General features: G+C 69.1%; 37 protein-coding genes. 34 read left to right on the top strand and 3 right to left on the bottom strand.

Translation table 11 applies throughout. The features are described from left to right. Positions 1-27: 27 nt before the first annotated feature. The 21 genes from rplV to ACQPZQ_RS40525 all read left to right on the top strand — a co-directional run bounded on the left by rplV (position 28) and on the right by ACQPZQ_RS40525 (position 12,347). Positions 28-447 carry a 50S ribosomal protein L22 gene (gene rplV, locus ACQPZQ_RS40625; RefSeq protein WP_241037444.1) on the top strand — a complete coding sequence of 140 codons (420 nt, stop codon included), beginning with the start codon at positions 28-30 and terminating at the stop codon, positions 445-447. Further along, on the top strand, positions 447-1,292 hold the full coding sequence (gene rpsC, locus ACQPZQ_RS40620; RefSeq protein WP_433289792.1) for a 30S ribosomal protein S3: 846 nt from the start codon (positions 447-449) through the stop codon (positions 1,290-1,292). The genes rplV and rpsC overlap by 1 nt, the downstream gene beginning before the upstream one ends. 3 nt (positions 1,293-1,295) lie before the next feature. After that, positions 1,296-1,715 (top strand): 50S ribosomal protein L16, encoded by a 420-nt coding sequence (rplP, locus tag ACQPZQ_RS40615; protein ID WP_241037447.1) that lies wholly within the window; start codon positions 1,296-1,298, stop codon positions 1,713-1,715. Then, positions 1,715-1,957, top strand: coding sequence for a 50S ribosomal protein L29 (rpmC, locus tag ACQPZQ_RS40610; protein ID WP_241037448.1), 243 nt, complete (start codon positions 1,715-1,717; stop codon positions 1,955-1,957). Before rplP ends, rpmC begins: the two co-directional genes overlap by 1 nt. Continuing rightward, complete coding sequence (rpsQ, locus tag ACQPZQ_RS40605) at positions 1,954-2,241, top strand: 30S ribosomal protein S17 (RefSeq protein WP_433289791.1); 288 nt, start codon at positions 1,954-1,956, stop codon at positions 2,239-2,241. Before rpmC ends, rpsQ begins: the two co-directional genes overlap by 4 nt. After that, positions 2,238-2,606, top strand: a complete 369-nt coding sequence (rplN, locus tag ACQPZQ_RS40600; protein ID WP_241037450.1) for a 50S ribosomal protein L14 — start codon at positions 2,238-2,240, stop codon at positions 2,604-2,606. Before rpsQ ends, rplN begins: the two co-directional genes overlap by 4 nt. A gap of 2 nt (positions 2,607-2,608) precedes the next feature. Then, positions 2,609-2,923: a 50S ribosomal protein L24 gene (gene rplX, locus ACQPZQ_RS40595; RefSeq protein WP_241037451.1), complete on the top strand. Its 315-nt coding sequence runs from the start codon at positions 2,609-2,611 to the stop codon at positions 2,921-2,923. Then, positions 2,923-3,486 carry a 50S ribosomal protein L5 gene (gene rplE, locus ACQPZQ_RS40590; protein WP_344723068.1) on the top strand — a complete coding sequence of 188 codons (564 nt, stop codon included), beginning with the start codon at positions 2,923-2,925 and terminating at the stop codon, positions 3,484-3,486. The genes rplX and rplE overlap by 1 nt, the downstream gene beginning before the upstream one ends. Before the next feature lies 1 nt (position 3,487). Next, positions 3,488-3,673, top strand: a complete 186-nt coding sequence (locus tag ACQPZQ_RS40585) for a type Z 30S ribosomal protein S14 (protein WP_241037454.1) — start codon at positions 3,488-3,490, stop codon at positions 3,671-3,673. 55 nt (positions 3,674-3,728) lie between these two features. Next, positions 3,729-4,127: a 30S ribosomal protein S8 gene (gene rpsH, locus ACQPZQ_RS40580; protein ID WP_241037455.1), complete on the top strand. Its 399-nt coding sequence runs from the start codon at positions 3,729-3,731 to the stop codon at positions 4,125-4,127. Positions 4,128-4,139: 12 nt separating this feature from the next. After that, entirely contained in the window at positions 4,140-4,679 is a 540-nt protein-coding gene (gene rplF / locus ACQPZQ_RS40575) for a 50S ribosomal protein L6 (protein WP_241037457.1), read from the top strand. A gap of 2 nt (positions 4,680-4,681) precedes the next feature. After that, a complete protein-coding gene (gene rplR / locus ACQPZQ_RS40570) occupies positions 4,682-5,086 on the top strand; it encodes a 50S ribosomal protein L18 (protein ID WP_344723064.1) in 405 nt (134 codons plus the stop codon). 31 nt (positions 5,087-5,117) lie between these two features. Further along, positions 5,118-5,753, top strand: coding sequence for a 30S ribosomal protein S5 (rpsE, locus tag ACQPZQ_RS40565; protein ID WP_241037459.1), 636 nt, complete (start codon positions 5,118-5,120; stop codon positions 5,751-5,753). Then, positions 5,753-5,983 (top strand): 50S ribosomal protein L30, encoded by a 231-nt coding sequence (gene rpmD / locus ACQPZQ_RS40560; RefSeq protein WP_344723063.1) that lies wholly within the window; start codon positions 5,753-5,755, stop codon positions 5,981-5,983. The genes rpsE and rpmD overlap by 1 nt, the downstream gene beginning before the upstream one ends. Beyond that, positions 5,983-6,426, top strand: a complete 444-nt coding sequence (rplO, locus tag ACQPZQ_RS40555; RefSeq protein ID WP_241037461.1) for a 50S ribosomal protein L15 — start codon at positions 5,983-5,985, stop codon at positions 6,424-6,426. The genes rpmD and rplO overlap by 1 nt, the downstream gene beginning before the upstream one ends. A 183-nt stretch (positions 6,427-6,609) precedes the next feature. Beyond that, on the top strand, positions 6,610-7,917 hold the full coding sequence (gene secY, locus ACQPZQ_RS40550; protein ID WP_241037462.1) for a preprotein translocase subunit SecY: 1,308 nt from the start codon (positions 6,610-6,612) through the stop codon (positions 7,915-7,917). Between the two features lie 54 nt (positions 7,918-7,971). Continuing rightward, the gene (locus tag ACQPZQ_RS40545) at positions 7,972-8,520 is read left to right on the top strand and encodes an adenylate kinase (RefSeq protein WP_433289789.1); all 549 of its coding nucleotides are present in this window, start codon (positions 7,972-7,974) and stop codon (positions 8,518-8,520) included. 13 nt (positions 8,521-8,533) lie between these two features. After that, a complete protein-coding gene (gene map, locus ACQPZQ_RS40540) occupies positions 8,534-9,361 on the top strand; it encodes a type I methionyl aminopeptidase (RefSeq protein ID WP_241037464.1) in 828 nt (275 codons plus the stop codon). Positions 9,362-9,523: 162 nt separating this feature from the next. Beyond that, positions 9,524-10,621, top strand: a complete 1,098-nt coding sequence (locus ACQPZQ_RS40535) for a Re/Si-specific NAD(P)(+) transhydrogenase subunit alpha (RefSeq protein WP_433289788.1) — start codon at positions 9,524-9,526, stop codon at positions 10,619-10,621. After that, positions 10,621-10,965: an NAD(P) transhydrogenase subunit alpha gene (locus ACQPZQ_RS40530; protein ID WP_433289787.1), complete on the top strand. Its 345-nt coding sequence runs from the start codon at positions 10,621-10,623 to the stop codon at positions 10,963-10,965. The genes ACQPZQ_RS40535 and ACQPZQ_RS40530 overlap by 1 nt, the downstream gene beginning before the upstream one ends. Further along, the gene (locus tag ACQPZQ_RS40525) at positions 10,965-12,347 is read left to right on the top strand and encodes an NAD(P)(+) transhydrogenase (Re/Si-specific) subunit beta (RefSeq protein WP_433289786.1); all 1,383 of its coding nucleotides are present in this window, start codon (positions 10,965-10,967) and stop codon (positions 12,345-12,347) included. Before ACQPZQ_RS40530 ends, ACQPZQ_RS40525 begins: the two co-directional genes overlap by 1 nt. Before the next feature lie 63 nt (positions 12,348-12,410). Here the strand turns inward: ACQPZQ_RS40525 and ACQPZQ_RS40520 are convergent, their stop codons facing one another. From ACQPZQ_RS40520 to ACQPZQ_RS40510, 3 genes are all read right to left on the bottom strand, one after another. After that, a complete protein-coding gene (locus ACQPZQ_RS40520; RefSeq protein ID WP_241037472.1) occupies positions 12,411-12,593 on the bottom strand; it encodes a YbdD/YjiX family protein in 183 nt (60 codons plus the stop codon). Next, positions 12,590-14,743 (bottom strand): carbon starvation CstA family protein, encoded by a 2,154-nt coding sequence (locus ACQPZQ_RS40515; RefSeq protein ID WP_433289785.1) that lies wholly within the window; start codon positions 14,741-14,743, stop codon positions 12,590-12,592. The genes ACQPZQ_RS40520 and ACQPZQ_RS40515 overlap by 4 nt, the downstream gene beginning before the upstream one ends. Positions 14,744-14,987: 244 nt before the next feature. Then, a complete protein-coding gene (locus ACQPZQ_RS40510; protein ID WP_433289784.1) occupies positions 14,988-16,280 on the bottom strand; it encodes an MFS transporter in 1,293 nt (430 codons plus the stop codon). A 170-nt stretch (positions 16,281-16,450) separates the two neighbouring features. Here ACQPZQ_RS40510 and ACQPZQ_RS40505 point away from each other — a divergent pair, with 170 nt between their 5' ends. The 13 genes from ACQPZQ_RS40505 (at position 16,451) to ACQPZQ_RS40445 (ending at position 25,260) form a co-directional block, all read left to right on the top strand. Next, positions 16,451-16,909 carry a DUF1707 SHOCT-like domain-containing protein gene (locus ACQPZQ_RS40505; protein ID WP_433289783.1) on the top strand — a complete coding sequence of 153 codons (459 nt, stop codon included), beginning with the start codon at positions 16,451-16,453 and terminating at the stop codon, positions 16,907-16,909. Between the two features lie 195 nt (positions 16,910-17,104). Beyond that, complete coding sequence (infA, locus tag ACQPZQ_RS40500) at positions 17,105-17,326, top strand: translation initiation factor IF-1 (protein ID WP_028929190.1); 222 nt, start codon at positions 17,105-17,107, stop codon at positions 17,324-17,326. A gap of 83 nt (positions 17,327-17,409) precedes the next feature. Then, positions 17,410-17,523, top strand: coding sequence for a 50S ribosomal protein L36 (rpmJ, locus tag ACQPZQ_RS40495; RefSeq protein ID WP_010148647.1), 114 nt, complete (start codon positions 17,410-17,412; stop codon positions 17,521-17,523). 221 nt (positions 17,524-17,744) lie between these two features. Continuing rightward, entirely contained in the window at positions 17,745-18,125 is a 381-nt protein-coding gene (gene rpsM, locus ACQPZQ_RS40490; RefSeq protein ID WP_241037476.1) for a 30S ribosomal protein S13, read from the top strand. Next, positions 18,125-18,532, top strand: a complete 408-nt coding sequence (gene rpsK, locus ACQPZQ_RS40485) for a 30S ribosomal protein S11 (RefSeq protein WP_241037478.1) — start codon at positions 18,125-18,127, stop codon at positions 18,530-18,532. The genes rpsM and rpsK overlap by 1 nt, the downstream gene beginning before the upstream one ends. A gap of 19 nt (positions 18,533-18,551) precedes the next feature. Continuing rightward, positions 18,552-19,157 (top strand): 30S ribosomal protein S4, encoded by a 606-nt coding sequence (gene rpsD / locus ACQPZQ_RS40480; RefSeq protein WP_241037479.1) that lies wholly within the window; start codon positions 18,552-18,554, stop codon positions 19,155-19,157. A gap of 109 nt (positions 19,158-19,266) precedes the next feature. Then, positions 19,267-20,310, top strand: a complete 1,044-nt coding sequence (locus ACQPZQ_RS40475; protein ID WP_241037481.1) for a DNA-directed RNA polymerase subunit alpha — start codon at positions 19,267-19,269, stop codon at positions 20,308-20,310. Between the two features lie 2 nt (positions 20,311-20,312). Next, positions 20,313-20,927, top strand: a complete 615-nt coding sequence (gene rplQ / locus ACQPZQ_RS40470) for a 50S ribosomal protein L17 (protein WP_433289781.1) — start codon at positions 20,313-20,315, stop codon at positions 20,925-20,927. Positions 20,928-21,064: 137 nt separating this feature from the next. Next, positions 21,065-21,853 (top strand): tRNA pseudouridine(38-40) synthase TruA, encoded by a 789-nt coding sequence (gene truA, locus ACQPZQ_RS40465; RefSeq protein ID WP_433299625.1) that lies wholly within the window; start codon positions 21,065-21,067, stop codon positions 21,851-21,853. Between the two features lie 238 nt (positions 21,854-22,091). After that, positions 22,092-22,355, top strand: coding sequence for a hypothetical protein (locus ACQPZQ_RS40460; RefSeq protein ID WP_433289780.1), 264 nt, complete (start codon positions 22,092-22,094; stop codon positions 22,353-22,355). A 43-nt stretch (positions 22,356-22,398) separates the two neighbouring features. Further along, the gene (locus ACQPZQ_RS40455; protein ID WP_433289779.1) at positions 22,399-23,841 is read left to right on the top strand and encodes a purine-cytosine permease family protein; all 1,443 of its coding nucleotides are present in this window, start codon (positions 22,399-22,401) and stop codon (positions 23,839-23,841) included. A 13-nt stretch (positions 23,842-23,854) separates the two neighbouring features. Then, entirely contained in the window at positions 23,855-24,319 is a 465-nt protein-coding gene (locus tag ACQPZQ_RS40450) for a nucleoside deaminase (protein WP_433299623.1), read from the top strand. Beyond that, a complete protein-coding gene (locus ACQPZQ_RS40445; RefSeq protein ID WP_433289778.1) occupies positions 24,316-25,260 on the top strand; it encodes an isopenicillin N synthase family dioxygenase in 945 nt (314 codons plus the stop codon). The genes ACQPZQ_RS40450 and ACQPZQ_RS40445 overlap by 4 nt, the downstream gene beginning before the upstream one ends. Positions 25,261-25,295 lie beyond the last annotated feature (35 nt).

Raw genomic sequence — 25,295 nt, 5'->3', positions numbered from 1 at the left:
GCGACTAGGGAAGGGTGAAAGGAAATCATGGCTGACAGCCAGAGCCCTGCCGCCGCGCTCGAGCCGGTTCGGGCGCGCGCGGTAGCGCGGTACGTGCACATGTCGCCGACCAAGGTGCGGCGCGTCGTCGCGCTGATCAAGGACCGGTCGGTGCAAGAGGCTCTCGACATCCTGCGGTTCTCGCCGCAGGCCGCCGCCGAGCCGCTGTTCAAGGTCGTCGCGAGCGCTGCGGCCAACGCAGAGAACAACCTCGACCTGGACCGCGACACCCTCGTGGTGGCCGCGGCCTACGCCGACGAGGGCCCGACGCTCAAGCGCATCCGGCCGCGCGCCCAGGGGCGTGCGTACCGCATCCGCAAGCGCACGAGCCACATCACCGTCGAGGTCGAGTCGCAGCCGGCGAAGGCCGGTCGTGGCGCACGCGGTGCGAGAGGGAGGACCCGCTGATGGGTCAGAAGATCAACCCGCACGGGTTCCGGCTCGGCATCACGACCGACTGGAAGTCGCGCTGGTACGCCGACAAGCAGTACGCCGAGTACGTCAAGGAGGACGTCGAGATCCGCCGCATGCTGTCCAAGGGCATGGAGCGGGCCGGCATCTCCAAGGTGGAGATCGAGCGCACGCGTGACCGCGTGCGGGTCGACATCCACACCGCGCGTCCCGGCATCGTCATCGGCCGCCGCGGCGCCGAGGCGGACCGCATCCGCGGGCAGCTCGAGAAGCTGACCAAGAAGCAGGTCCAGCTCAACATCCTCGAGGTCAAGAACTCGGAGTCGGACGCCCAGCTCGTCGCCCAGGGTGTGGCCGAGCAGCTCTCCAACCGTGTGGCCTTCCGCCGCGCGATGCGTAAGGCCATCCAGTCGGCCATGCGCTCGCCGCAGGTCAAGGGCATCCGGGTGCAGTGCTCCGGTCGTCTCGGCGGCGCGGAGATGTCGCGCTCGGAGTTCTACCGCGAGGGTCGGGTTCCGCTGCACACGCTGCGCGCCGACATCGAGTACGGCCTGTTCGAGGCCCGCACCACGTTCGGCCGCATCGGCGTCAAGGTGTGGATCTACAAGGGTGACGTCGTGGGTGGTCGCCGTGAGGGTGCACCCGCTGCGGCTCCTAACGCCGAGCGCGCTCCGCGGCGCGAGCGTCCGCAGCGTCGCCGTTCGGGCGCGTCGGGCACCACCGGCACGAGCACCGAGGCCGGGCGGGCCGCCGCCGAGCGCGCCGACGCCCCGGGCAACCAGGGCGGCGTCGCCACCATCGAGGCCGACCAGACCGCTCCGCAGACTGGTGGGGAGAGCTGAACCATGCTGATCCCACGCAAGGTGAAGCACCGCAAGCAGCACCGGCCGCACCGCACCGGCGCCGCTTCCGGCGGCACCAACGTGACGTTCGGTGACCTCGGCATCCAGGCTCTCGAGCCGGCCTACGTCACCAACCGGCAGATCGAGTCCGCTCGTATCGCCATCAACCGGCACATCCGCCGTGGTGGCAAGGTCTGGATCAACATCTTCCCGGACCGCCCGCTCACCAAGAAGCCTGCCGAAACCCGCATGGGTTCCGGTAAGGGTTCGCCGGAGAAGTGGGTGGCCAACGTGAAGCCCGGCCGGGTGCTGTTCGAGATGAGCTACCCCAACGAGCAGACCGCTCGCGAGGCCCTGCGTCGCGCGATCCACAAGCTGCCGATGAAGTGCCGGATCGTGACCCGTGAGGGTGGTGACATCTGATGGCCGCTACGACCACCGCTGCCGAGCTGCGTGAGCTCACCGACGAGGAGCTCGTGCTGCGTGTGCGGGAGGCCAAGGAGGAGCTGTTCAACCTCCGCTTCCAGATGGCCACTGGGCAGCTGGACAACAACCGGCGGCTGCGTACCGTCCGGCACGACATCGCGCGGATCTACACGATCATGCGTGAGCGCGAGCTGGGCCTGTCTGCCGCCCCGAGCGAGGATGGCGAGGGCGCGGCATGAATGAGTCAGCCAAGACGCCGCCGAAGACGGTGGAGCGTGCGGAGCGGAAGGTCCGTGAGGGCCTGGTCGTGTCCGACAAGATGGACAAGACGATCGTGGTTTCCCTCGAGGACCGCGTGAAGCACCCGATGTACGGCAAGGTCATCCGCCGGACGAGCAAGGTCAAGGCACACGACGAGGCCAACACGGCCGGCGTCGGCGACCGCGTCCGGCTGATGGAGACCCGCCCGCTGTCGGCCACCAAGCGCTGGCGGCTGGTGGAGATCCTGGAGAAGGCGAAGTGATCCAGCAGGAGTCGCGGCTGCGCGTCGCCGACAACACCGGTGCCAAGGAGATCCTTTGCATCCGGGTGCTGGGCGGTTCGGCGCGACGCTACGCAGGAATCGGCGACACGATCGTCGCCACGGTGAAGGACGCCATCCCGGGCGCCGGGGTGAAGCGCGGTGACGTCGTCAAGGCCGTCATCGTGCGCACCGTCAAGGAGCGGCGCCGGCCGGACGGGTCCTACATCCGGTTCGACGAGAACGCCGCCGTGCTCATCAAGCCCGACGGCGAGCCGCGGGGGACCCGCATCTTCGGCCCGGTCGGTCGCGAGCTTCGCGACAAGCGGTTCATGAAGATCATCTCCCTCGCCCCGGAGGTGCTCTGACCATGAAGATCAAGAAGGGCGACACCGTGCAGGTGATCGCCGGCAAGGACAAGGGAGCCAAGGGCAAGGTCATCCAGGCCTACCCCGAGCGCGACCGCGTTCTGGTCGAGGGTGTGAACCGGATCAAGAAGCACACCCGGATCAGCCAGAACCAGCGTGGCGCGCAGTCCGGCGGAATCGTCACGCAGGAGGCGGCCATTCACGTCTCCAACGTGATGCTGGTCGACGGTGACGGCAAGCCGACTCGCGTGGGCAAGAAGACCACCGACGACGGCAAGCGCGTCCGGATCTCCCGGCGTTCCGGGAAGGAGATCTGATGACCACCGCAGAACGCGTGGCTCCGCGGCTCAAGCAGCGCTACAAGGAGCAGATCGCGGGCGAGCTGCGCGAGGAGTTCTCCTTCGCCAACGTCATGCAGATCCCCGGCGTGGTGAAGGTCGTCGTCAACATGGGTGTCGGCGACGCCGCCCGCGACGCGAAGCTCATCGACGGCGCGGTCCGCGACCTGGCCACCATCACCGGCCAGAAGCCGCAGGTCCGCCGGGCCACCAAGTCGATCGCGCAGTTCAAGCTGCGCGAGGGCATGCCCATCGGGGCGAAGGTGACCCTCCGGGGCGACCGCATGTGGGAGTTCCTGGACCGCCTGCTGACAATCGCGCTGCCCCGTATCCGCGACTTCCGCGGCCTGTCGCCGAACCAGTTCGACGGCCGGGGCAACTACACGTTCGGTCTCAACGAGCAGTCGATGTTCCACGAGATCGACCCCGACTCGATCGACCGGCCGCGCGGCATGGACATCACGGTCGTCACTACAGCCACGACCGACGAGGAAGGCCGGGCGCTGCTGCGCAAGCTCGGCTTCCCCTTTAGGGAGGCGTGAGATGGCCAAGAAGGCGCTCATCATCAAGGCGGCGGCCACGCCGAAGTTCAAGGTCCGCGGCTACACCCGCTGCCAGAAGTGCGGGCGGCCGCGTGCCGTGCTGCGCAAGTTCGGCCTGTGCCGGATCTGCGTGCGCGACATGGCGCACGCCGGCGAGCTGCCGGGCGTCAGCAAGTCCTCCTGGTAATTCCATTCGCCGAAGGCCCCATCGGGGAACCACGGCGGGAAAGTGACGACGTCACATGACGATGACCGATCCGATCGCAGACATGCTCACTCGTCTGCGCAACGCCAACTCGGCGTACCACGACCGCGTGGTCATGCCGCATTCCAAGCTCAAGGTGTCGATCGCGGAGATCCTCCAGAAGGAGGGTTACATCGCGTCGCACAGCGTCGAGGACGCCGAGGTCGGCAAGTCCCTGGTCATCGAGCTGAAGTACGGGCGCAACCGCGAGCGCAGCATCGCGGGCCTGCGCCGGGTGTCCAAGCCCGGCCTGCGGGTCTACGCCAAGTCCACGAACCTGCCCCGGGTCCTCGGCGGCCTCGGCGTCGCGATCATCTCGACGTCGAGTGGCCTGCAGACCGACCAGCAGGCGAAGAAGAACGGCGTGGGCGGGGAAGTCCTCGCCTACGTCTGGTGAGGGGGTAACACCATGTCCCGCATCGGGAAGCTGCCCGTCACCGTGCCGTCCGGGGTGGACGTGACCATCGACGGCCGCACGGTGACGGTCAAGGGGCCCAAGGGCACCCTGTCGCACACCGTGATCGAGCCGATCACCATCGAGCGCGATGAGACCGGCACCGTCGTTCTCAAGCGCCCCGACGACGAGCGCCGCAACAAGGCCATGCACGGCTTGTCCCGCACGCTCGTCAACAACCTCGTCGTCGGTGTCACGAACGGCTACGAGAAGAAGCTGGAGATCCACGGCGTCGGTTACCGCGTGGCGCTCAAGGGCTCCTCGCTGGAGTTCGCGCTCGGGTTCAGCCACCCCGTCGTGATCGAGGCCCCGGAGGGCATCACGTTCCGGGTGGAGACGCCCACCCGGTTCTCGGTCTCCGGCATCGACAAGCAGTTGGTCGGTGAGGTCGCCGCCAACATCCGCAAGCTGCGCAAGCCCGACCCGTACAAGGGCAAGGGCGTGCGCTACGCCGGCGAGGTCATCCGCCGCAAGGTCGGAAAGACGGGTAAGTGAGCATGGCCGAGACGATTTCCGCCAACGCCAGGAAGCGCACCGCTTCCCAGGTGTCGAGCAAGCGCCGTATCGCGCGCACCCGTCGGCACGACCGGCTGCGCAAGAAGGTCAGCGGCAGCGCCGAGCGTCCGCGTCTGGCCGTCAACCGGAGCTCGCGGCACATGGTCGTGCAGCTCATCGACGACCTGGCCGGCCACACGCTGGTCTCGGCGTCGACGATGGAGGCCGACGTCAGGGCCCTCGAGGGCGACAAGAAGGCCCGCGCGGCCAAGGTCGGCGAGCTGGTGGCCGCCCGTGCCCGCGAGGCCGGCGTCACCGCGGTGGTGTTCGACCGGGGTGGCTACCGCTACCACGGCCGGGTCGCCGCGCTGGCAGACGCCGCTCGCGAGGGCGGCCTGGAGTTCTGATGAAGATCGAGATGATGGAAGGGAACGTCTGATGCCGGGACGCGCACGGCGTGACGGCGGAGGGCCCGGTGGCGAGCGCAGCAACAGCGGCGACCGCCGGGACCGCCGGGACGGAGGCCGTGGCGGGGCGGCCCAGGACAAGACCCCGTACATCGAGCGACTGGTCACGATCAACCGTGTGGCCAAGGTCGTCAAGGGTGGTCGGCGCTTCAGCTTCACCGCGCTGATGATCGTCGGCGACGGCGACGGCCTCGTGGGCGTCGGCTACGGCAAGGCGAAGGAGGTGCCGGCCGCGATCGCCAAGGGCGTGGAGGAGGCGAAGAAGAACTTCTTCCGCGTCCCCCGCATCGGCGGCACGATCGTGCACCGTGTGCAGGGCGAGGCCGCTGCCGGCGTCGTGCTGCTGCGCCCGGCCAGCCCCGGTACCGGTGTCATCGCCGGTGGTCCGGTGCGCGCCGTTCTGGAGTGCGCCGGCATCCACGACGTCCTCTCCAAGTCGCTGGGCAGCGACAACGCGATCAACGTCGTGCACGCCACGATCGCCGCGTTGAAGCAGATCCAGCGTCCGGAGGAGGTGGCGGCCCGTCGTGGCCTGCCGCTCGAGGACGTGGCTCCGGCGCAGATGCTCCGGGCGCGCGCCGCTGCGGCGCAGGGTGCGAGGTCGTGATGGCCACTTCCACCGACGCCACCGCGCAGAGCACACCCACCAGCGGCACGAAGCTCGTGGTCACCCAGGTGCGTAGCACCATCGGTGCCAAGGCGAACCAGCGTGCCACGCTGAAGTCGCTCGGGCTGCGCAAGATCCGCCAGACGGTCGAGCGGGACGACACCCCGCAGATCCGCGGCATGATCCACACCGTTCGCCACCTGGTGACGGTCGAGGAGGTCGGCTCCTGATGAGCACGATCAAGATCCACCACCTGCGCCCGGCCCCGGGAGCCAAGACGGCGAAGACCCGTGTCGGCCGCGGTGAGGGCAGCAAGGGCAAGACGGCCGGTCGCGGCACCAAGGGCAGCAAGGCCCGCAAGAACGTGCCTGCCGGCTTCGAGGGTGGGCAGATGCCGATCCACATGCGGCTGCCCAAGCTCAAGGGTTTCAAGAACCGTTTCCGCGTCGAGTTCCAGGTGGTGAACGTGGGCGACCTCGCCCAGCTGTTCCCCTCCGGCGGCACGGTTGGCCCGGACGACCTGGCCGCGGCCGGCGCTGTCCGGCGCAACCAGCCGGTCAAGGTGCTGGGCAATGGGGACATCGACGTCGCGCTGACAGTGAGCGCGCACGCCTTCTCCGGTAGCGCCCGTGACAAGATCGCGGCTGCTGGCGGAGCCGTCACCGAGCTGTAGTTCGGTGCCCGTTCGGTGCGGACCGGCGCCAATGCGCCGGTCCGCGCCGTGGGGGCGACACGGCCGCTGTTACAGTCGTCTCCGCCCGGTGCCGCCACAGGCCGGGTGCGCGCCACGCTCGCGGGCGCTGTCCGTCCGGGCGATCCGGGCCGGAGCGGGCCACCAGTACAGGAGGATCACCGAGTGCTCAGCGCTTTCCGGTCGGCACTGACCACGCCGGATCTCCGGAAGAAGATCCTCTTCACTCTCGGGATCGTGGCCGTCTACCGCCTCGGGGCGACGATCCCGTCACCCGGCGTCTCGTACCCCAACGTTCAGGAATGCATCCGGCAGGTCGAGGGCAGCGAGAACTCCGGTGTCTACTCGCTGATCAACCTGTTCTCCGGCGGCGCGCTGCTGCAGCTGTCGATCTTCGCGCTCGGCATCATGCCGTACATCACCGCGAGCATCATCATCCAGCTGCTCACCGTCGTGATTCCCCGGTTCGAGCAGCTGAAGAAGGAAGGGCAGTCGGGTCAGAACAAGCTGACCCAGTACACCCGCTACCTGACGATCGCGCTCGCCATTCTCCAGGCCACGGGAATCGTGGCACTGGCCGACCGCGGAGCGCTCTTCGGCAACTGCTCCCTGCCGGTCATCCCCGACTCAAGCGTCTACCAGCTCTCGGTCATCGTCATCGTGATGACGGCGGGCACCGCGGTCATCATGTGGCTGGGAGAGCAGGTCACCGAGCGCGGCATCGGTAACGGCATGTCGCTTCTGATCTTCGCCTCGATCGCGGCCCGTATTCCGGCCGAGGGCGCCAACATCCTCAACAACGGTGCACTGATCTTCATCGGCGTCTGCATCTTCGGTCTCGCGATCATTGCGAGCGTCGTGTTCGTCGAGCAGGGCCAGCGCCGCATTCCGGTGCAGTACGCGAAGCGCATGGTCGGCCGCCGGATGTACGGCGGCACGTCCACGTACCTGCCGCTCAAGGTCAACCAGGCAGGCGTCATCCCGGTGATCTTCGGATCGTCGCTGCTCTATCTCCCCGACCTCATCTCGCGGCTCGCCGGAAGTTCCGGCGGCCCGTTCCAGCAGTTCGTCCAGACCTACCTGGTCGATCAGTCAAGCTGGGTGCACATCGTCCTGTACGTCGCGCTCATCATCTTCTTCACGTACTTCTACGTCGGCATCACGTTCAACCCTGAGGAACGTGCCGACGAGATGAAGAAGTTCGGCGGCTTCATCCCCGGGATCAGGCCCGGGCGGCCGACCGCCGAGTACCTGAACTTCGTGCTCTCCCGCATCACGCTCCCCGGCTCCCTGTATCTCGGCATCATCGCCGTGCTGCCGAACTTCTTCCTCGGCATCACCGGTAGTGGCCAGAACCAGAACTTCCCGTTCGGCGGCACGGCGGTACTGATCATGGTCGGCGTGGGTCTCGACACGGTCAAACAGATCGAGAGCCAGCTCATGCAACGCAGGTACGACGGTTTCCTGCGCTAGCGTCGGCTGTTCGGGCATTGTCGTGTTGGGGTTCGATATCAGGAGGTCGGTCGAGTGCGTCTCGTTCTGGTTGGTCCGCCGGGAGCGGGCAAGGGCACCCAGGCGGTGCGACTCGCGGAGCGTCTGGACGTGCCGCACATCTCCACGGGTGATCTCTTCCGGGCGAACCTGAAGGACGAGACGGAACTCGGGCGTGAGGCGAAGCGGTACATGGATGCCGGCGATCTCGTGCCCGACGAGGTCACCGTCGCGATGGTTCGCGAGCGCCTCACCCACGACGATGCCGCGAAGGGCTTCATCCTCGACGGCTTCCCGCGCACGCGCAGCCAGGCGAGGTCGCTCGGCGAACTGCTCGCCGAGCGAGGCGAGGACCTCGACGCGGTCGTCGAGTTCCAGGTGCCGGAGGACGAGCTGGTGCGCCGGCTGATGGGCCGGGGCCGCGACGACGACACCGAGGACGTCATCCGCCGTCGTCAGCAGGTCTACCGCAGCGAGACCGCTCCACTTCTCGACCACTACAGCGATCGGCTCGTCAGTGTCGACGCCGTCGGCTCTGTCGAGGAGATCACCGATCGAGTGGCCCAGGCGCTACGCACACAATGACGAAAGGCTCGCAATGAGCGGGGGACGTACTGGCGTCCGGGGTTTGCTGGCTCGCTGGCGTGGCAGGGACATCGAGCTGAAGAGCCCGGACGAGCTGGATGCGATGCGGGCCGCGGGCGGTCTGGTTGCGGGCACGCTCGCTGCCGTCATCGAGCTGGCGCGTCCGGGGGTCACCACCAAGGAACTGGACGCGCTGGCCGAGCAGACCATTCGCGACGCCGGTGCGATCCCTTCGTTCCTCGGCTACCACGGTTACCCGGCCTCGATCTGCGCGTCCGTGAACGAGCAGATCGTGCACGGCATCCCGTCCGCCTCTCAGGTGCTCGCCGACGGTGACCTCGTGTCGGTGGACTGCGGGGCGATCCTTGAGGGCTGGCACGGCGACGCCGCCGTCACGATCCTGGTCGGAGCGGTCTCCGACGCCGACCGGGCGCTGTCGGCGGCCTGTGAGGCCGCGCTCCAGGCCGGTATCGCCGCGGTCCGGCCGGGCGACCGGCTCTCCGACATCTCGCACGCCGTGCAGACGGCGTCGGAGGAGGCCGGCAAGCGCGACGGGGTGAACTACGGGATCGTCGCCGAGTACGGCGGCCACGGCATCGGCACGTCCATGCACATGGACCCGTTCCTGCCCAACTTCGGTGACCCGGGCCAGGGCCCGCGGCTGGTGCCGGGAATGGCGCTGGCTGTGGAGCCGATGCTCACGGCGGGCGACCCGGAGACCCGTGAGCTGGACGACGGGTGGACGGTGGTCACCGCTGACGGCAGCCGCGCCGTGCACTGGGAGCACACCGTCGCGATCACGGAGGACGGGCCGCGCGTCCTCACGCTTCCGCTGGACTGATCTACCCCTCGCCCCGTCGGCGCTGGTAGGGCATTCTTAATCGGTCGAGCTTCGCATCCGGGAACTGACCGCCCACACGTATCTCCTGATTGGCCGTTCCCTGGGCTAGGCTCCTGTCCTGTGAATACAGAATCCACAGTACCGCGGCGCACGACCGTGGGGGTGCCTCGCGAGTCCGCCGCCGGTGAGCGTCGTGTCGCCCTGGTGCCGAAGGTCGTCGAGAAACTCCGGTCGCGGGGTGTGGAGGTCGTGGTCGAGTCCGGGGCGGGCCTGGGCGCGTTGATCCCGGACGAGGTGTACACCGCGGCCGGGGCCACGATCGGCGACCCCTGGGCGGCCGACGCCGTGGTCAAGGTGGCGCTACCCACGGCCGAGGAGATCGGACGGCTACGGTCGGGTGCCACCCTGATCGGCTTCCTGGCTCCGCTGACCTCGCCTGACACGATCGCCGCGCTCAAGGACGCCGGGGTACAGGCGTTCGCGATGGAGTCGATCCCGCGGATCTCGCGAGCACAGTCGATGGACGCGCTGTCCTCGCAGGCGAACGTGGCGGGCTACAAGGCGGTGCTGCTGGCGGCCGAGAAGGCCACGCGGTTCTTCCCGATGCTCACCACTGCGGCGGGCACCGTGAAGCCGGCCACGGCGCTGGTGCTGGGCGTCGGGGTCGCGGGGCTGCAGGCGCTCGCCACAGCCAAGCGGCTCGGTGCGCGGACCACCGGCTACGACGTGCGTCCCGAGGTGGCCGACCAGGTGCGCTCGCTCGGTGCGCAGTGGCTGGACCTCGGGATCGAGGCGGTCGGCGAGGGCGGCTACGCGCGGGAGCTCACCGAGGACGAGCGGGCCGAGCAGCAGAAGCGGCTCGAGGAGGCGATCACCGGCTTCGACGTGGTGATCACCACCGCCAACGTTCCCGGCCGGAAGGCACCCACGCTGGTCACGGCCGCGGCCGTGGAGGGCATGCGCCCCGGCAGCGTGGTCGTCGACCTGGCAGGGGAGAGCGGCGGCAACTGCGAGCTGACGGAGCCGGGCGAGGTCGTCGTCAAGCACGACGTCACGATCGCGTCGCCGCTCAACCTGCCCGCCACGATGCCCGAGCACGCCTCGGAGCTGTACTCCCGCAACGTCTCGGCCTTGCTGGAGTTGATGCTGAAGGACGGCGACGGCGGGGTCACGCTTGCGCCGGATTGGAACGACGAGGTGCTCGCAAAGTCCTGCGTCACCCGTGTCGAGGCCACCACTGCGAGTGGGGGAGAGGCGTGATGGAGAGCGGACTGCTCGCGAACATCGCGATCCTGGTGCTGGCCGGCTTCGTCGGCTTCGCCGTGATCTCGAAGGTGCCGAACACCCTGCACACTCCGCTCATGTCGGGCACGAACGCGATCCACGGGATCGTGCTGCTCGGCGGGCTGATCGTGCTGGGCCACCTGGAGAACCCGTCGGTGGTCGACCAGATCATCCTGGTCATCGCCATCGCGTTCGGCATGATCAACGTGATCGGTGGGTTCCTGGTGACCGACCGGATGCTGGGCATGTTCAAGGCCAAGCCGGATGCCCGGCAGGCGCCGTCCGCTGAGAAGGCGGCGACCAACGGGAAGGGCCACTGATGGAGACGCTCGTCCCGGTTCTCTACATCATCGCTTTCGCGCTGTTCATCTACGGCCTGATGGGCCTGACCGGCCCGAAGACGGCGGTGCGTGGCAACTGGATCGCCGCGGTCGGTATGACGATCGCGGTGGTGGCCACCCTGCTGGAGGTCCGGCACAACTGGGTGTTGATCATCATCGGTCTGGTGGTCGGCGCCGCGCTGGGAATCCCGTCTGCGCGTCAGGTCAAGATGACCGCGATGCCGCAGATGGTGGCGCTGTTCAACGGCGTCGGTGGTGGGGCGGTGGCACTCATCGCCTGGTCGGAGTTCCGTACCAGCGACGGTTTCCTCTCCGAGCCCGGATACGTGGTCGTGGCGTCGCTGTTCGCCGCCATCATCGGGTCGATCTCCTTCTGGGGCTCGCTGATCGCGTTCGGGAAGCTGCAGGAGATCCTTCCCGGCCGCCCGATCGGGCTGGGCAAGGCCCAGCAGTTCGTCAACGGGCTCCTCCTGCTGGCCGCCGTGGCGTGTGCCGTGGTTGCCGGGATGGGTGGCGCCCCCGAGATCTGGATCATCGGGCTGCTTGTGCTCGCAGCGGTGCTCGGCGTGCTGGTGGTGCTGCCGATCGGCGGCGCGGACATGCCGGTCGTGATCTCGCTGCTCAACGCCCTGACGGGGCTCTCTGCCGCCGCTGCAGGGCTCGCACTGAACAACACCGCGATGATCGTGGCAGGCATGATCGTCGGTGCGTCCGGTTCGATCCTCACCAACCTGATGGCCAAGGCGATGAACCGGTCGATCCCGGCGATCGTCGCGGGCGGCTTCGGTGGCACCACCACCCTGCCCGGCGCGGACGACGGCGTCGACCGCACGGTGAAGGCCACCAGCGCGGCCGATGCGGCGATCCAGATGGCGTACGCGTCGCAGGTGATCGTCGTGCCCGGCTACGGGATGGCGGTGGCGCAGGCGCAGCACGCCGTGAAGGACATGGCCAAGCTGCTCGAGGCCAAGGGCGTGGAGGTCAAGTACGCGATCCACCCGGTCGCGGGCCGGATGCCGGGGCACATGAACGTGCTGCTCGCCGAGGCCGACGTCTCCTACGACGCGCTCAAGGAGATGGACGACATCAACGACGAGTTCTCCCGCACCGACGTCACGCTGGTGATCGGGGCGAACGACGTCACCAACCCCGCGGCGCGCACCGACCCGAGCTCGCCGATCCACGGGATGCCGATCCTCAACGTCGACGAGAGCCGCTCGGTGATCGTGCTGAAGCGCTCGATGAACAGCGGCTTCGCCGGCATCGACAACCCGCTCTTCTACGCCGACAACACCTCGATGCTCTTCGGTGACGCGAAGAAGAGCGTCTCCGAGGTGACCGAGGAGCTCAAGGCCCTGTAGCTCCCTCTACGACAACAGCGCCCCCGCCCGGATCCACCCGGCGGGGGCGCTGTTCGTTCTACGTCAGCAGCAGCGGCTGCCGGGCGTGGCGTCCTTTGCGTCGATCCGACGGCGTTCGAACTCCCGACGCGACAGCGGCGCTGTGCCGGCGTGCTCGCGGGCGTGCCGTTCGAGATACCGGTCGTACTGGTTCTCGCCGGTGAGCTCCCGCAGGTACCACAGAATGCCGCGTACGGCCGTCCTCACGACCGTTCCCCGGCTCCGGTGAGGGTCCGCTTGTCCTCGGCCCTGCCGATGAAGCCCGACGGAGTCGCGATCTTCGACAGCACGGCGGGCGCTTCCGCGCTGGCGAGCGGCACCGGCGAGTTCAGCGCCCGGTACCAGATCACCATGGCGTTGGCGATCACGATGATGATCAAGATCGCGAACAGTGCAGAGAGAATGCCGTCGACCGTGGAGTTGATGACGACGGCCTGCATGTCGGCGATGCTCCTGGCGGGTGCGAGCACCTGCCCCTGCTCCAGCGCCGCGGCGTACCTCTCGCGCTGGGCGAAGAAGCCGAGCGTCGGATCGGGGGAGAACACCTTCTGGTAGCTCGCCGTGAGTGTCACCGCGACGTCCCACGCCAGCGGAATGCCCGTGACCCAGGCCCACTTCGCCCGCCCGGACTTGATCAGCAGCGTGGTGCAGACCGTCAGCGCGACCGCGGCCAGCAGCTGGTTGGCGATTCCGAACAGCGGGAAGAGCTGGTTGATCCCGCCGAGCGGGTCAGTGACGCCGGCGTAGAGGAAGTAGCCCCACGCCGCCACGACGACGGCGCTGGTGGCCCACATGCCCGGCTTCCAGTTCACGTTGGCCATCGGCTTGTAGACGTTGCCGAGGGTGTCCTGGAGCATGTACCGCCCGACCCTGGTGCCCGCGTCCACCGTGGTGAGGATGAACAGGGCCTCGAACATGATCGCGAAGTGGTACCAGAACGCCTTGAGCGCGTCGCCGCCGAAGGCGCCGGAGAAGATCTCCGACATGCCGACGGCCAGCGTGGGCGCACCGCCCGTCCTGGCGATCAGCGTGCTCTCCTGCACCGCCGCGGCGGCCGCGGTGAGCGCTTCCGGGGTGATCGTGAAGCCGAGGTTGCTCACGGCCTGCGACGCCGACTCCACCGTGGTGCCGAGCAGGCCTGCGGGCGCATTCATCGCGAAGTACAGGCCGGGGTCGAGGATGGACGCCGCGATCAGCGCCATGATCGCGACGAACGACTCCATCAGCATCGCGCCGTAGCCGATGAGCCGGACCTGCGACTCCTTCTGGATCAGCTTCGGAGTGGTGCCGGACGCGATCAGCGCGTGGAAGCCGGAGAGCGCCCCACAGGCGATCGTGATGAACACGAACGGGAACAGCGACCCTGCGAACACCGGCCCGTCCCCGCTGAACGCGAACTCGGTGAAGGCGGGGGTGTTCAGCATCGGCGCGGTGATCAGCACGCCGACCGCGAGCAGCACGATCGTGCCGATCTTCATGAACGTCGACAGGTAGTCCCGCGGCGCGAGCAGCATCCACACCGGCAGCACCGACGCTGCGAACCCGTAGATCACCAGGCAGATCACCAGCGTGCGTGGGTCGAGCGTGAAGGCGGCGGCCCAGCTGGAGTCCTGCACCCAGCCACCGGCCACGATGGCGAGCAGCAGGAGCGCGACACCGATGATGCTGGTCTCGACGACCTTCCCTGGCCGGATGACGCGCATGTAGTAGCCCATGAACAGCGCGATCGGGATGGTCATCGCGATGGAGAACGTGCCCCACGGCGACTTCGCGAGCGCGTTGACGACCACGAGTGCGAGCACGGCCAGAAGGATGATCATGATGGCGAATACGGCGATCAGCGCCGCGGCCCCGCCGATCGGGCCGATCTCGTCACGTGCCATCTGGCCGAGGCTCTTGCCGTCGCGCCGCATGGAGAAGAAGAGCGTGACCATGTCCTGCACGGCGCCGGCGAAGATGACACCGACGATGATCCAGATAGTGCCGGGCAGGTAACCCATCTGCGCGGCGAGCACGGGACCCACCAGCGGGCCTGCCCCGGCGATCGCCGCGAAGTGGTGGCCGAACAGCACGCGACGGTCCATCGGCTGGAAGTCGGTGCCGTTGTCGAGCCGCTCGCCCGGTGTGGCCCGGGTGTCGTCGGCCCGCAGCACCTTCTTGACGATGAACCGCGCGTAGAACCGGTAGGCGATGGCGTAGGAGCCGAGCGCGGCGATGACCAGCCAGACCGCGGAGATCTGTTCTCCCCGCGAGAGTGCGAGCACTCCCCATGCAATGGCACCGAGGATGGCCACCCCGGTCCAGATCAGTATCGAGCGCGGGCTCATTCGTGACCGCGCCTCCTGCAGCGCCGTCATGTGAGACCACCCCGGGCCGTCCCGCCGCACGGGCGGCCCCTGCGTTGCAGTATCGCCAACATCGGTTCTCCCCCGCCTCCGCGGCGCCGTCGCCGCAGCGTCTGATGCAGTAGGAGCAGACACGTGCCCCCATCGGATGACATCCGCGCGAAGATTGTGCGCTTTCTTCCGCCGTTTGGACACACGTAGTAGTCGGTTCGCCGGATACGTGTTGCGCGTTCGGAGGGCCGTGCCCGGGTGACCGTTACGCCTCGGGATCGGGAGCGTCGAGTGGGTGGGCGATCTCGTCGGCGGGCAGCCGCCAGCCCACGATCGCCGCCACCGCGAGGAACACCGGGATGGCCCCTGCCAGCACGAACGTCATCGGGACACCGAGCCACTCGCCCGCCGGACCGGCGAGTGCCATCGAGACCGGCATGAGCGCGAGCGACACGAAGAAGTCGAGGCTGGAGACACGCCCGAGCAGGTGCCGGGGGACCCGGCGCTGCAACAGGGTGCCCCAGATGACCATCGCGGCCGCACCCGTGAAGCCGACGACGAACGTGGCCACCGCCATGACCCACAGCTGCCGCGTGACACCGAGCAGCATCAACGGCGCAGCCCCCGCGCCCCAGAGCAGGATCATCGCGGTGAGGTACCGCCGGGGCAGCCGCAATGACGACACGACGAGCGAGCCGACGGCGCCACCGATCCCGAACGCAGCGAGGATGAGGGCGAAGCTGCTGGCGCCGCCGCCCGTCTGGTCGCGCACGGCGAAGGGCAGCAGCACCTCGATCGGGCCGATCAACACGAGAACGTACAGCGAGGCGAAGGCGAGCGTGGCGAACAGCCACCCGGTGCGGAAGAGGTAGCGGAAACCCTCCGCCAGGTCACCGAGAATCGAGCTGCGAGCCCCCTCGTCCGGGACGACCGGCGCGGCGCGCATGGCGATCAGCGCCACGAGCGCGAGCGCGTAGATGCCGGCTGCGAGCAGCAACGCCATCCCCGGCACGAACCACCCGATGATCAGGCCGGCCAGCGCAGGGCCGAGTGCCTGTTGCGCAATGGGCCGGAGGGTGCCCTCGACGCCGTTGGCGGCGAGCAGTTCGTCCGGGGGCAGCAGCGTGGGCAGGATCGCCGAGTAGGCGGGGTAGAAGAAGGCCTCGGCGGCGCCGATGACGAAGGAGATCACCGCCAGGTGCCACAGTTGCAGCGAGCCGGTGACGGCGAGCGCGCCGGCAAACCCCGCGAAGGCGATCCGGACGACCTCCACACCGATCATGACGGCGCGTTTGGGTAACCGGTCGGCGGCCACGCCCCCGATCAGCACGCTCACGAGCAGCCCGGCGCTCGCGGCGGCGGCCACGAGGGACAGCTCGGACGGGCCACCGTCCAGTGCGATGACCTGGTACACGATCGCGACGAGCCACAGGCCGCTCGCGAAGAGCGAGGCCGCCATCGATGCCGCCAGCAACCGGTACTCGCGGTGGGCGAACGGGCGCAGCGCACGGGGAAGCCGGACGGCTCGGGCTTCGGGGGCCGGGGAGGTTTCCTTCATCACCGTTCCAACGAACTACGTGAACAGGACTTCAAGTCAAGAAGTGGGCGAAACGGGGCGCGCGGACCTTAGCCCGACCGGGGTGCGGCAAGCGCGTGATTTGCCCGATCCGGCGAGGTCGGAGCCGTTCGCCGGTGGCTGCGCGGGGCGGCCGGAGGCACCATGGAGCCGTGGACGAGACGGCGGATCCCGGCCCGCCGCACGTGCGGCCCGAGGACATGCGAGCCGGGGACGTCGACCGTGAGCAGGTACTGGACCGGCTGCGCATCGCACATGCGGAGGGTCGGCTCGACCTCGACGAGTTCGACGAGCGCATCACCGCCACGCTGGCCGCCCGCACCTATGCCGACCTGCGTGCGCTCACCGTGGACCTGCCGGGTCAGCCGCCGTCGCCACCGGCCCCCACCACGCCGCCTGAGCCGGGCCCGCTGCAGGACCTCGACGCACTCCAGGAGCGGGATCTGCGCGGGGCCGTGATCGGATGGGCAGGGGCGAGCGTCACGACGATCGCGATCTGGGCCATGAGCTGCATCGCGACGGCCTCGTTCGTCTACCCGTGGTGGATATGGGTGGCCGGTCCGTGGGGGCTGGTGCTGCTGTCGTCCTGGGTGCGCGACAGGCGGCAGTAGCGTGGGGTGACCGGATCCACCCCGTGGGGCGCCTACCCCATGTGCGGGTGCGGCCGCAACGGTCGTACACTGGGGGTTCGGCGCGCCCTACGGCGCCGGTTCCGTCGTGCCTCCCCGCACCTCACGGTCCCGGAGCAGCGACGTGCCTACGCACGGAACCGAGAGTACGCACACCTGTCACGGAACGCGGAGGACATGGCCAAGAAGGACGGGGCGATCGAGGTTGAGGGCCGGGTGGTTGAGCCCTTGCCGAACGCGATGTTCCGCGTGGAGCTCGAGAACGGACACCGGGTCCTTGCCCACATCAGCGGCAAGATGCGTCAGCACTACATCCGGATCCTCCCGGAGGACCGGGTCGTAGTCGAGCTGTCGCCGTACGACCTGACCCGCGGCCGCATCGTCTACCGCTACAAGTGACGGAGCAGCGTCGTCACCTTCACAGGTGCCGGCGCTCGTGACGCCACTTCGACACACCGACACCAACTGAGAGAGCGACGGACGTGAAGGTCCAGCCGAGCGTCAAGAAGATCTGCGACAAGTGCAAGGTGATCCGCCGTCACGGGCGGGTCATGGTGATCTGCGAGAACCTGCGCCACAAGCAGCGCCAGGGCTGATCGGGGTCGCCGTCGTCGCAGACGGCGCACCACCGAGCACCACCAGCTACAACACAAGAGACACCAGCAACACCGAGGAACCTGACGCACCTACCGGGCCACACGGGCCCGGTCCACCCCCGGAACCAGGCCGGGGCCCGGCACAGCGCGAGCACGAGGCGGCGGACCGGGACGGGCATCGGGCAGACCTGGCTCAACGAAACAGAGGAGAAACCCGCCGTATGGCACGCCTTGCCGGCGTCGACCTCCCCCGCGACAAGCGGATGGAGATCGCGCTCACCTACATCTTCGGGATCGGGCGCACCCGATCCCTCCAGATCCTCGAGGCCACCGGGATCGACCGCGACCTGCGTTCGCGCGACCTGACCGACGAGGACCTCGCAGCCCTCCGCGAGTACATCGAGAGCAACTACCGCGTCGAGGGTGATCTGCGCCGCGAGGTGCAGGCCGACATTCGTCGCAAGATCGAGATCGGCTGCTACCAGGGGATCCGGCACCGCCGGGGCCTGCCGGTGCGTGGCCAGCGCACCAAGACCAACGCCCGCGGCCGCAAGGGACCGAAGAAGACGGTCGCCGGCAAGAAGAAGGCAGGTAAGAAGTAATGCCGCCCCGCACTCGCGCTGCGTCCGGCCCCAAGAAGGTCCGGCGCAAGGAGAAGAAGAACGTCGCGCACGGCCACGCGCACATCAAGAGCACCTTCAACAACACCATCGTGTCGATCACCGACCCGACCGGTGCCGTGATCGCGTGGGCCTCCGCGGGCCACGTCGGTTTCAAGGGCTCGCGCAAGTCCACGCCGTTCGCCGCGCAGATGGCCGCCGAGAACGCCGCCCGCAAGGCTGCCGAGCACGGCATGAAGAAGGTCGACGTCTTCGTCAAGGGCCCCGGCTCCGGACGTGAGACGGCGATCCGTTCGCTGCAGGCCGCCGGCCTCGAGGTCGGCACCATCTCCGATGTCACCCCGCAGCCGCACAACGGCTGCCGCCCGCCCAAGCGGCGCCGGGTCTAGGGAAAGGGAGTAACCAGACATGGCTCGTTACACCGGACCCATGACCCGCAAGTCCCGCCGACTGAAGGTCGACCTCGTCGGCGGCGACCAGGCGTTCGAGCGCCGTCCCTACCCGCCCGGCCAGCACGGCCGGATCCGGATCAAGGAGACGGAGTACCTCCTGCAGATGCAGGAGAAGCAGAAGGCCCGCTTCGCGTACGGCGTGCTCGAGAAGCAGTTCCGCCGGTACTACGAGGAGGCCAACCGTCGCCAGGGCAAGACCGGCGACAACCTCCTGCAGATCCTCGAGACGCGGCTCGACAACGTCGTCTACCGGGCCGGGCTCGCCCGCACCCGGCGGATGGCACGCCAGCTGGTGAACCACGGCCACTTCCTGGTCAACGGCCAGAAGGTCGACATCCCCAGCTTCCGCGTGTCGCAGTACGACGTCATCGACGTCCGGCCGAAGTCGCTGGCCACCGACCCGTTCATCATCGCCAAGGAGCTGCTGGGCGACCGCCCGGTTCCTGGCTGGCTGCAGGTTGTTCCGTCGAACCTGCGAATCCTGGTCCACCAGCTGCCCGAGCGTGCGCAGATCGACACGCAGGTCACCGAGCAGCTGATCGTCGAGCTCTACTCGAAGTGATCTGCCTCGGGTAGCAGCTCGACACCCCCGGCCCCGCAGGGAGGGGCCGGGGGATTTCCACTGCGGCATCAAATAGCGGTTGCCGCAGGGTGTGAGGAGGCACCAACCCATGCTGATCTCTCAGCGACCCACCCTGACCGAGGACTCGGTCGTCGACACCCGCTCCCGGTTCGTCATCGAGCCGCTGGAGCCGGGCTTCGGCTACACGCTGGGCAACTCGCTCCGGCGCACGCTTCTCTCCTCGATCCCCGGCTCGGCGGTCACCAGCATCCGCATCGACGGTGTGCTGCACGAGTTCACCACCGTGCCGGGTGTGAAGGAGGACGTCACCGACATCATCCTCAACCTCAAGGAGCTGGTCGTCAGCTCCGAGGAGGACGAGCCGGTGACGATGTACCTGCGCAAGCAGGGCCCCGGCCCTGTCACGGCGGGCGACATCGTGCCCCCGGCCGGCGTCACCGTGCACAACCCGGACCTGCACATCGCCACGCTCAACGACAAGGGCCGCCTCGAGGTGGAGCTCGTCGTGGAGCGTGGCCGTGGCTACGTCCCAGCCATGCAGAACAAGGCCACCGGCGCCGAGATCGGCCGCATCCCGGTCGACTCCATCTACTCGCCGGTCCTGAAGGTGACCTACAAGGTCGAGGCCACCCGTGTCGAGCAGCGCACCGACTTCGACAAGCTGGTGCTCGACGTGGAGACCAAGCCCTCGATCACGCCCCGGGACGCGCTGGCCTCGGCCGGCAAGACCCTCGTCGAGCTGTTCGGCCTCGCGCGCGAGCTGAACGTCGACGCCGAGGGCATCGAGATCGGCCCGTCGCCGCAGGAGGCCGACACCATCGCGGCCTTCGCGATGCCGATCGAGGAGCTGGACCTCACCGTCCGCTCGTACAACTGCCTGAAGCGCGAGGGCATCCACACCGTGGGTGAGCTGGTGGGCCGCAGCGAGGCCGACCTGCTCGACATCCGCAACTTCGGTGCCAAGTCGATCGACGAGGTCAAGATGAAGCTCGTCGGCCTCGGGCTCGCGCTCAAGGACAGCCCGCCCGGATTCGACCCGTCGGCCGCTGCGACCGACTTCGGCTCCGAAACGTTCGACCCCGAGCACTTCGGGGATGACGGCCAGGACTACGCAGAAACGGAGCAGCTGTAGCCATGCCTCAGCCCACCAAGGGGCCTCGTCTCGGCGGGTCGCCTGCGCACCAGCGGCTGATCCTGGCCAACCTGGCCACCGCGCTGTTCGAGCACGGCCGGATCACCACCACCGAGGCCAAGGCCCGGCGGCTGCGGCCCTACGCCGAGCGCCTGATCACCAAGGCCAAGCGTGGCGACCTGCACAACCGTCGCGAGATCCAGAAGGTCATCCGCGACAAGACGGTCGTGCACCGGCTCATCGCCGACATCGGCCCGTTCTTCGCCGACCGCGACGGCGGTTACACCCGGATCACCAAGACGCTGCCGCGTAAGGGCGACAACGCCCCCATGGCCGTGATCGAGCTGGTCCAGCAGAAGACGGTCACCGACGAGGCGGATCGCGCTCGTCGTGTCGCGTCGTCGCAGCGGAAGCCTGCCACCCCGGCTCCGGCCGAGGCGGCTCCGGCTGCCGACGAGACGCAGGCGACCGACAAGACCGAGGCGGCCGAGTCCACCGCGGTCGAGACCGAGGCCACGAGCACCACGAGTGCTCCGGCCGAGGAGAGCGCCGCTCCGGCTGCCGAGTCCGGTCAGCCCGCGTCGAAGCGTGAGGACAACTCCACCGAGGAGTCCTGATAGTCGCGCAGCACCCGCACCACCCCGTCGAGCCCGCCGTCCTCCGTGACGGCGGGCTCGCGGGTCTTCCGGGGGATCTCGGGCCCGCGGAAGAGGCGACCCGTGAGCGGGAAGCGGGCGACTCGCGGAGGTTCCGGCTGGACGTCGCCTACGACGGCACCGACTTCTCGGGCTGGGCGATACAGCCGGCACGCCGCACGGTGTGCGGGGTGCTCACCGAGGCGCTCTCGACGGTGGTGCGGGCGCCCGTGCAGCTGACCGTCGCCGGGCGCACCGATGCCGGGGTGCACGCCACCGGCCAGGTGGCACACGCCGACCTCTCGGCCGACCTCGACGGGACGTGGCTGGTGCGGAGGCTCGCCCGGCTGCTGCCGTCCGACGTCCGGGTGCGGGCGGTCACCCCCGTTCCTGCGGCCTTCGACGCCCGGTTCTCGGCGCTGCGTCGCCACTACCGCTACCGGGTGGCCACCGCGCCGCACGGCGCGGAGCCGCTGCGTGCCCGTGACACGCTCTCCTGGCCGCATCCGCTGGATCTCGCGGCGGTCACGGACGCGTCCGAGCGGCTGCTCGGCGAGCACGACTTCGCCGCGTTCTGCAAGCGCCGCGAAGGAGCCACCACGGTGCGAGCGTTGCAGCGGTTGTCCTGGACGGAGGCCGGCGGCGGCGTCGTGGAGGCGGCCGTGTCCGCCGATGCGTTCTGCCACTCGATGGTGCGGAGCCTGGTCGGTGCGCTGCTCGACGTGGGCCGCGGGCGGCGCGCGGCGGCGTGGCCTGCCGAGCTGCTCACCCGCGGCGAGCGCGCGAGCGAGGTACCCGTCGCCCCGGCCCACGGCCTGACGCTGGCGGCCGTGGACTACCCGCCGGACACCGAGCTCGCCGCCCGCGCCGACGCCACCCGCCGCAAGCGCGTGCTCGGCGCGCAGTAGAGCACGGTGGGCGTGCTCGGCGCCGAGAGATCGTTCCGAGCTCTGGCGCCGGTGGCCCCTGGCAGTCACACTGTGCGCCCCACCCATTGATTGATCTTGTCGTCGACCAAGCGCGTAACTCCCTCGGGCGACCCCCCTATCCCCATGGGAGTGGGTGCTCTGCGCCCAGACCGTGATCGATCCGGCGTGTCCGGTATCCCGGCCCGCCCCCGTGCCTGCAGACCAGAACGGAGATGCCGTGCTCACCACGCCCCCCACGCGGCTGATCGCACCCGCCGACTCCGCGGTTCCGCCGTGCGCAGCGCCCGCGCACCCGGCAGCCATGACCGCGCACCAAGCAGGAACAGCGCCGGCTCACGGACCGGCAGCGTGCACCGTCACAACGGAACAGGTGGAGCGCGCAGTGCTCCAGCTTCGGGAGCGGCCCGGGATGTCGGCGGTGGAGCAGATCCACGCGATCCTGCGCGAGCTCGGCCTCACCGTCGCCCCGCCCGCGCGGTGAGAGTTCCCGTGCCGACTCTTCGTGCGATGCAGCTGGTACTGACGTGACTCCGGAGCCCGCGCCCGACATGGTGCCCACGTCGCGCGACTACGGCGAACGCGTGATCGCCGTGGAGCCGGGTGGCAACGAGCCGATCCCGGCCGAGGAGCGGCACGGCCGCCCGCGGCAGCTGTTCTGGACCTGGACCTCACCCAACCTCGAGTTCGCCACGATCTTCGTGGGCGTCCTGTCCGTACAGGCCTTCGGGCTCACGTTCGCCCAGGCCGTCGCGGCAGTGCTGCTCGGCAACGGCCTCGCGGCGATCGCGCACGGCGTGCTCTCGGCCCGCGGACCCCTGGCGGGCGTGCCCCAGATGGTGCTGGGCAGGCTCGCGTTCGGCTATCGGGGCAACGCCCTGCCGGCCGGACTGATGACGATCACGTCCGGGTTCGGCTGGTTCGCGGTCAACAGCGTCAGCGCAGCGTTCGCGCTGAACTCGCTCACCGGACTGCACCCGGCGACCTGGCTGGTGGTCGTCGTGCTCGTGCAGATCGGCATCGCGTTCGTCGGCCACAACCTCGTGCAGGTCTTCGAACGCTTCGCCTTCCCCGTCCTCGCGGTGGTGTTCGCGATCGGGGCGGTGATCGTGCTGGCGCAGTCGGACCCGTCGGCCGTGCCCGCCGGCGGAGGCACCGGAGGCGTCGGAGGGTTCCTGCTCACCGTCGGCGCCGTGTTCGGCTACACCGCGGGCTGGAGCCCGTACGCGGCCGACTACGCGCGTTACCTGCCGGCCGACTCCCCGCGCCTGCGCACAGGGCTGGCGGCAGGCCTCGGGCTGTTCGGCTCCACCACCGTGCTCATGATCGTGGGAGCGGGATCGGTGAGCGCAACCGCGGCAGCGGGCGTGCTGTCGGACAACCCGACCACGGCGTTCGTCGGCGTGCTCCCCGGGGTGCTCGCGAGCCTCACGCTGCTGGCCATCGCGCTCGGGGCGATCGCAGCCAACGTGCTGAACGTCTACTCGGGCGCGATGTCGTTCCTCAGCATGGGCGTGGACGTCCCGCTGCGGTGGGCCCGGGCTGTGGTGGCCGCGGCGTTCGGCGTGGTCGGCCTCGTCATCGCGCTGCTCGCGCTCGGCGATGCCGCCCACAGCTACGAGGGCTTCCTGCTGGTGATCGTCTACTGGATCGGGCCGTGGCTGGGCGTGGTGCTCACCGACCAGTACCTGCGCCGCAACCGGCTGCCGATCGAGCTGCTCTACGACCGCGGCCACCGCAACCCCGCGGGCATCGTGGCCCTCCTCGTGGGCATCGTCGTGTCCGTGCCGCTCTTCTCCAACCAGGTGCTGTTCGTCGGGCTGATCCCGCGTCTGGTGCCCGGCGTGGGCGACGTGACGTTCCTCGTCGGCATCGCGCTCTCGGCCGCCGTGTACGCGCTGCTGTTCCGGCGACAGGCGGGACGTGCACGAGCGCCTGTTGCGGGGGCGGACGGTAGCCGCGCAGAGTGAGCGGGTGACCACCCTGCCCGAACCGGCGGTGTCCGACCCCGCCGTGTTGCTCGACGTCGCGTTCGGTGAGGCCGAAGCCGGCCTCGCCGCGGGCGGCATCCCCATCGGCGCGGCCCTGTTCGCCGCCGACGGCACGCTGCTGGGACGCGGGCACAACCGCCGTGTCCAGGACGACGACCCGTCGATGCACGCCGAGACCGCCGCGTTCCGAGCTGCCGGCAGGCAACGCGACTACCGTTCGACGATCATGGTGACGACGCTGTCGCCGTGCTGGTACTGCTCGGGGCTCGTGCGTCAGTTCGGCATCGGCACGGTGCTCATCGGCGAGGCTCGTACCTTCCACGGCGGCCACGACTGGCTGGCCGAGCACGGGGTCTCCATCACGGTGCTCGACGACGACCGCTGCGTCGAGCTCATGACCGACTTCATCGCCACCCGTCCGGACCTGTGGCACGAGGACATCGGGGAGCCCTCATGATTCCGACGATCGACCTGGCTGCGTGGCGCAGCGGTGACGCAGGCGTCGGTCCCGCCGTCGATGCCGCTCTGCAGCAGGCCGGGTTCCTGCTGGTCACGGGCCATGGCGTGGACGACGCTCTGCGTACCGAGGTGCGCGCGGCTGCACGGGCGTTCTTCGCGCTGCCCGCCGAGGTGAAGGCCCGCTACGCCGTGCGGATCGGCGGGCGCGGCTGGCTCGCGCCGGGGGTGGAGGCCAACGGAAACGTCGAGGGGGTGGAGACGCCGCCGGATCTGAAGGAGTCCTTCGCGGTCGGGCCGGCCACGCCCACCGGTGATCCGAAGGTCGACGACGTGTGGTTCCTGCCGAACGTGTGGCCGCCCGAGGTGCCGGAACTGGAGCGCGCGGTCGGCCGCTACGTGGCTGCGATGACGACGGTGTCGCGCGAGCTGCTGGAGCTGTGCGCGGATGCGCTGGGCCTGCAGCGGGAGACGCTCACCGCGTTGGCAGGCCACCCGACATGGACGTTCAACATCAACCGGTATCCGCCGCTCACCGAGGTCGGCCCGCCCGAGCCGGGGCAGTTCCGGATCGGATCGCACACCGACTTCGGCACGGTCACCGTGTTGGACCGGGAGCCGGGTGCGGGGGGTCTGCAGGTCGACATCGAGGGCATCGGCTGGACCGACGCGCCGTACGACCGATCCGCATTCACGGTCAACATCGGCGACCTGCTCGAACACTGGACGGGCATGCGCTGGCGCTCCGGACGGCACCGCGTACTGCCGCCGCAGCTCGAGTCGCCGGACGAGGAGCTCATCTCGCTGGTGTTCTTCTTCGAGCTCGACCACGACGCGCTGGTCACCCCGCTGGCGCCGCCGATCGGCCGCCGCGCGGACCTGGCTCCGGTCGTCTCGGCCCCGTTCCTGCGGGAACGGCTCGACGCCATCTCGGTCGGGTAGGGGCCGCCAGTTCTTCCGAACGGCCACGGTGGGGC

The organism is Pseudonocardia sp. CA-142604 (assembly GCF_050948475.1).
Lineage (GTDB): Bacteria > Actinomycetota > Actinomycetes > Mycobacteriales > Pseudonocardiaceae > Pseudonocardia > Pseudonocardia alaniniphila.
Note: the sequence above shows the minus strand (reverse complement) of the source record. Positions and strands in the feature narration are given on the sequence as shown.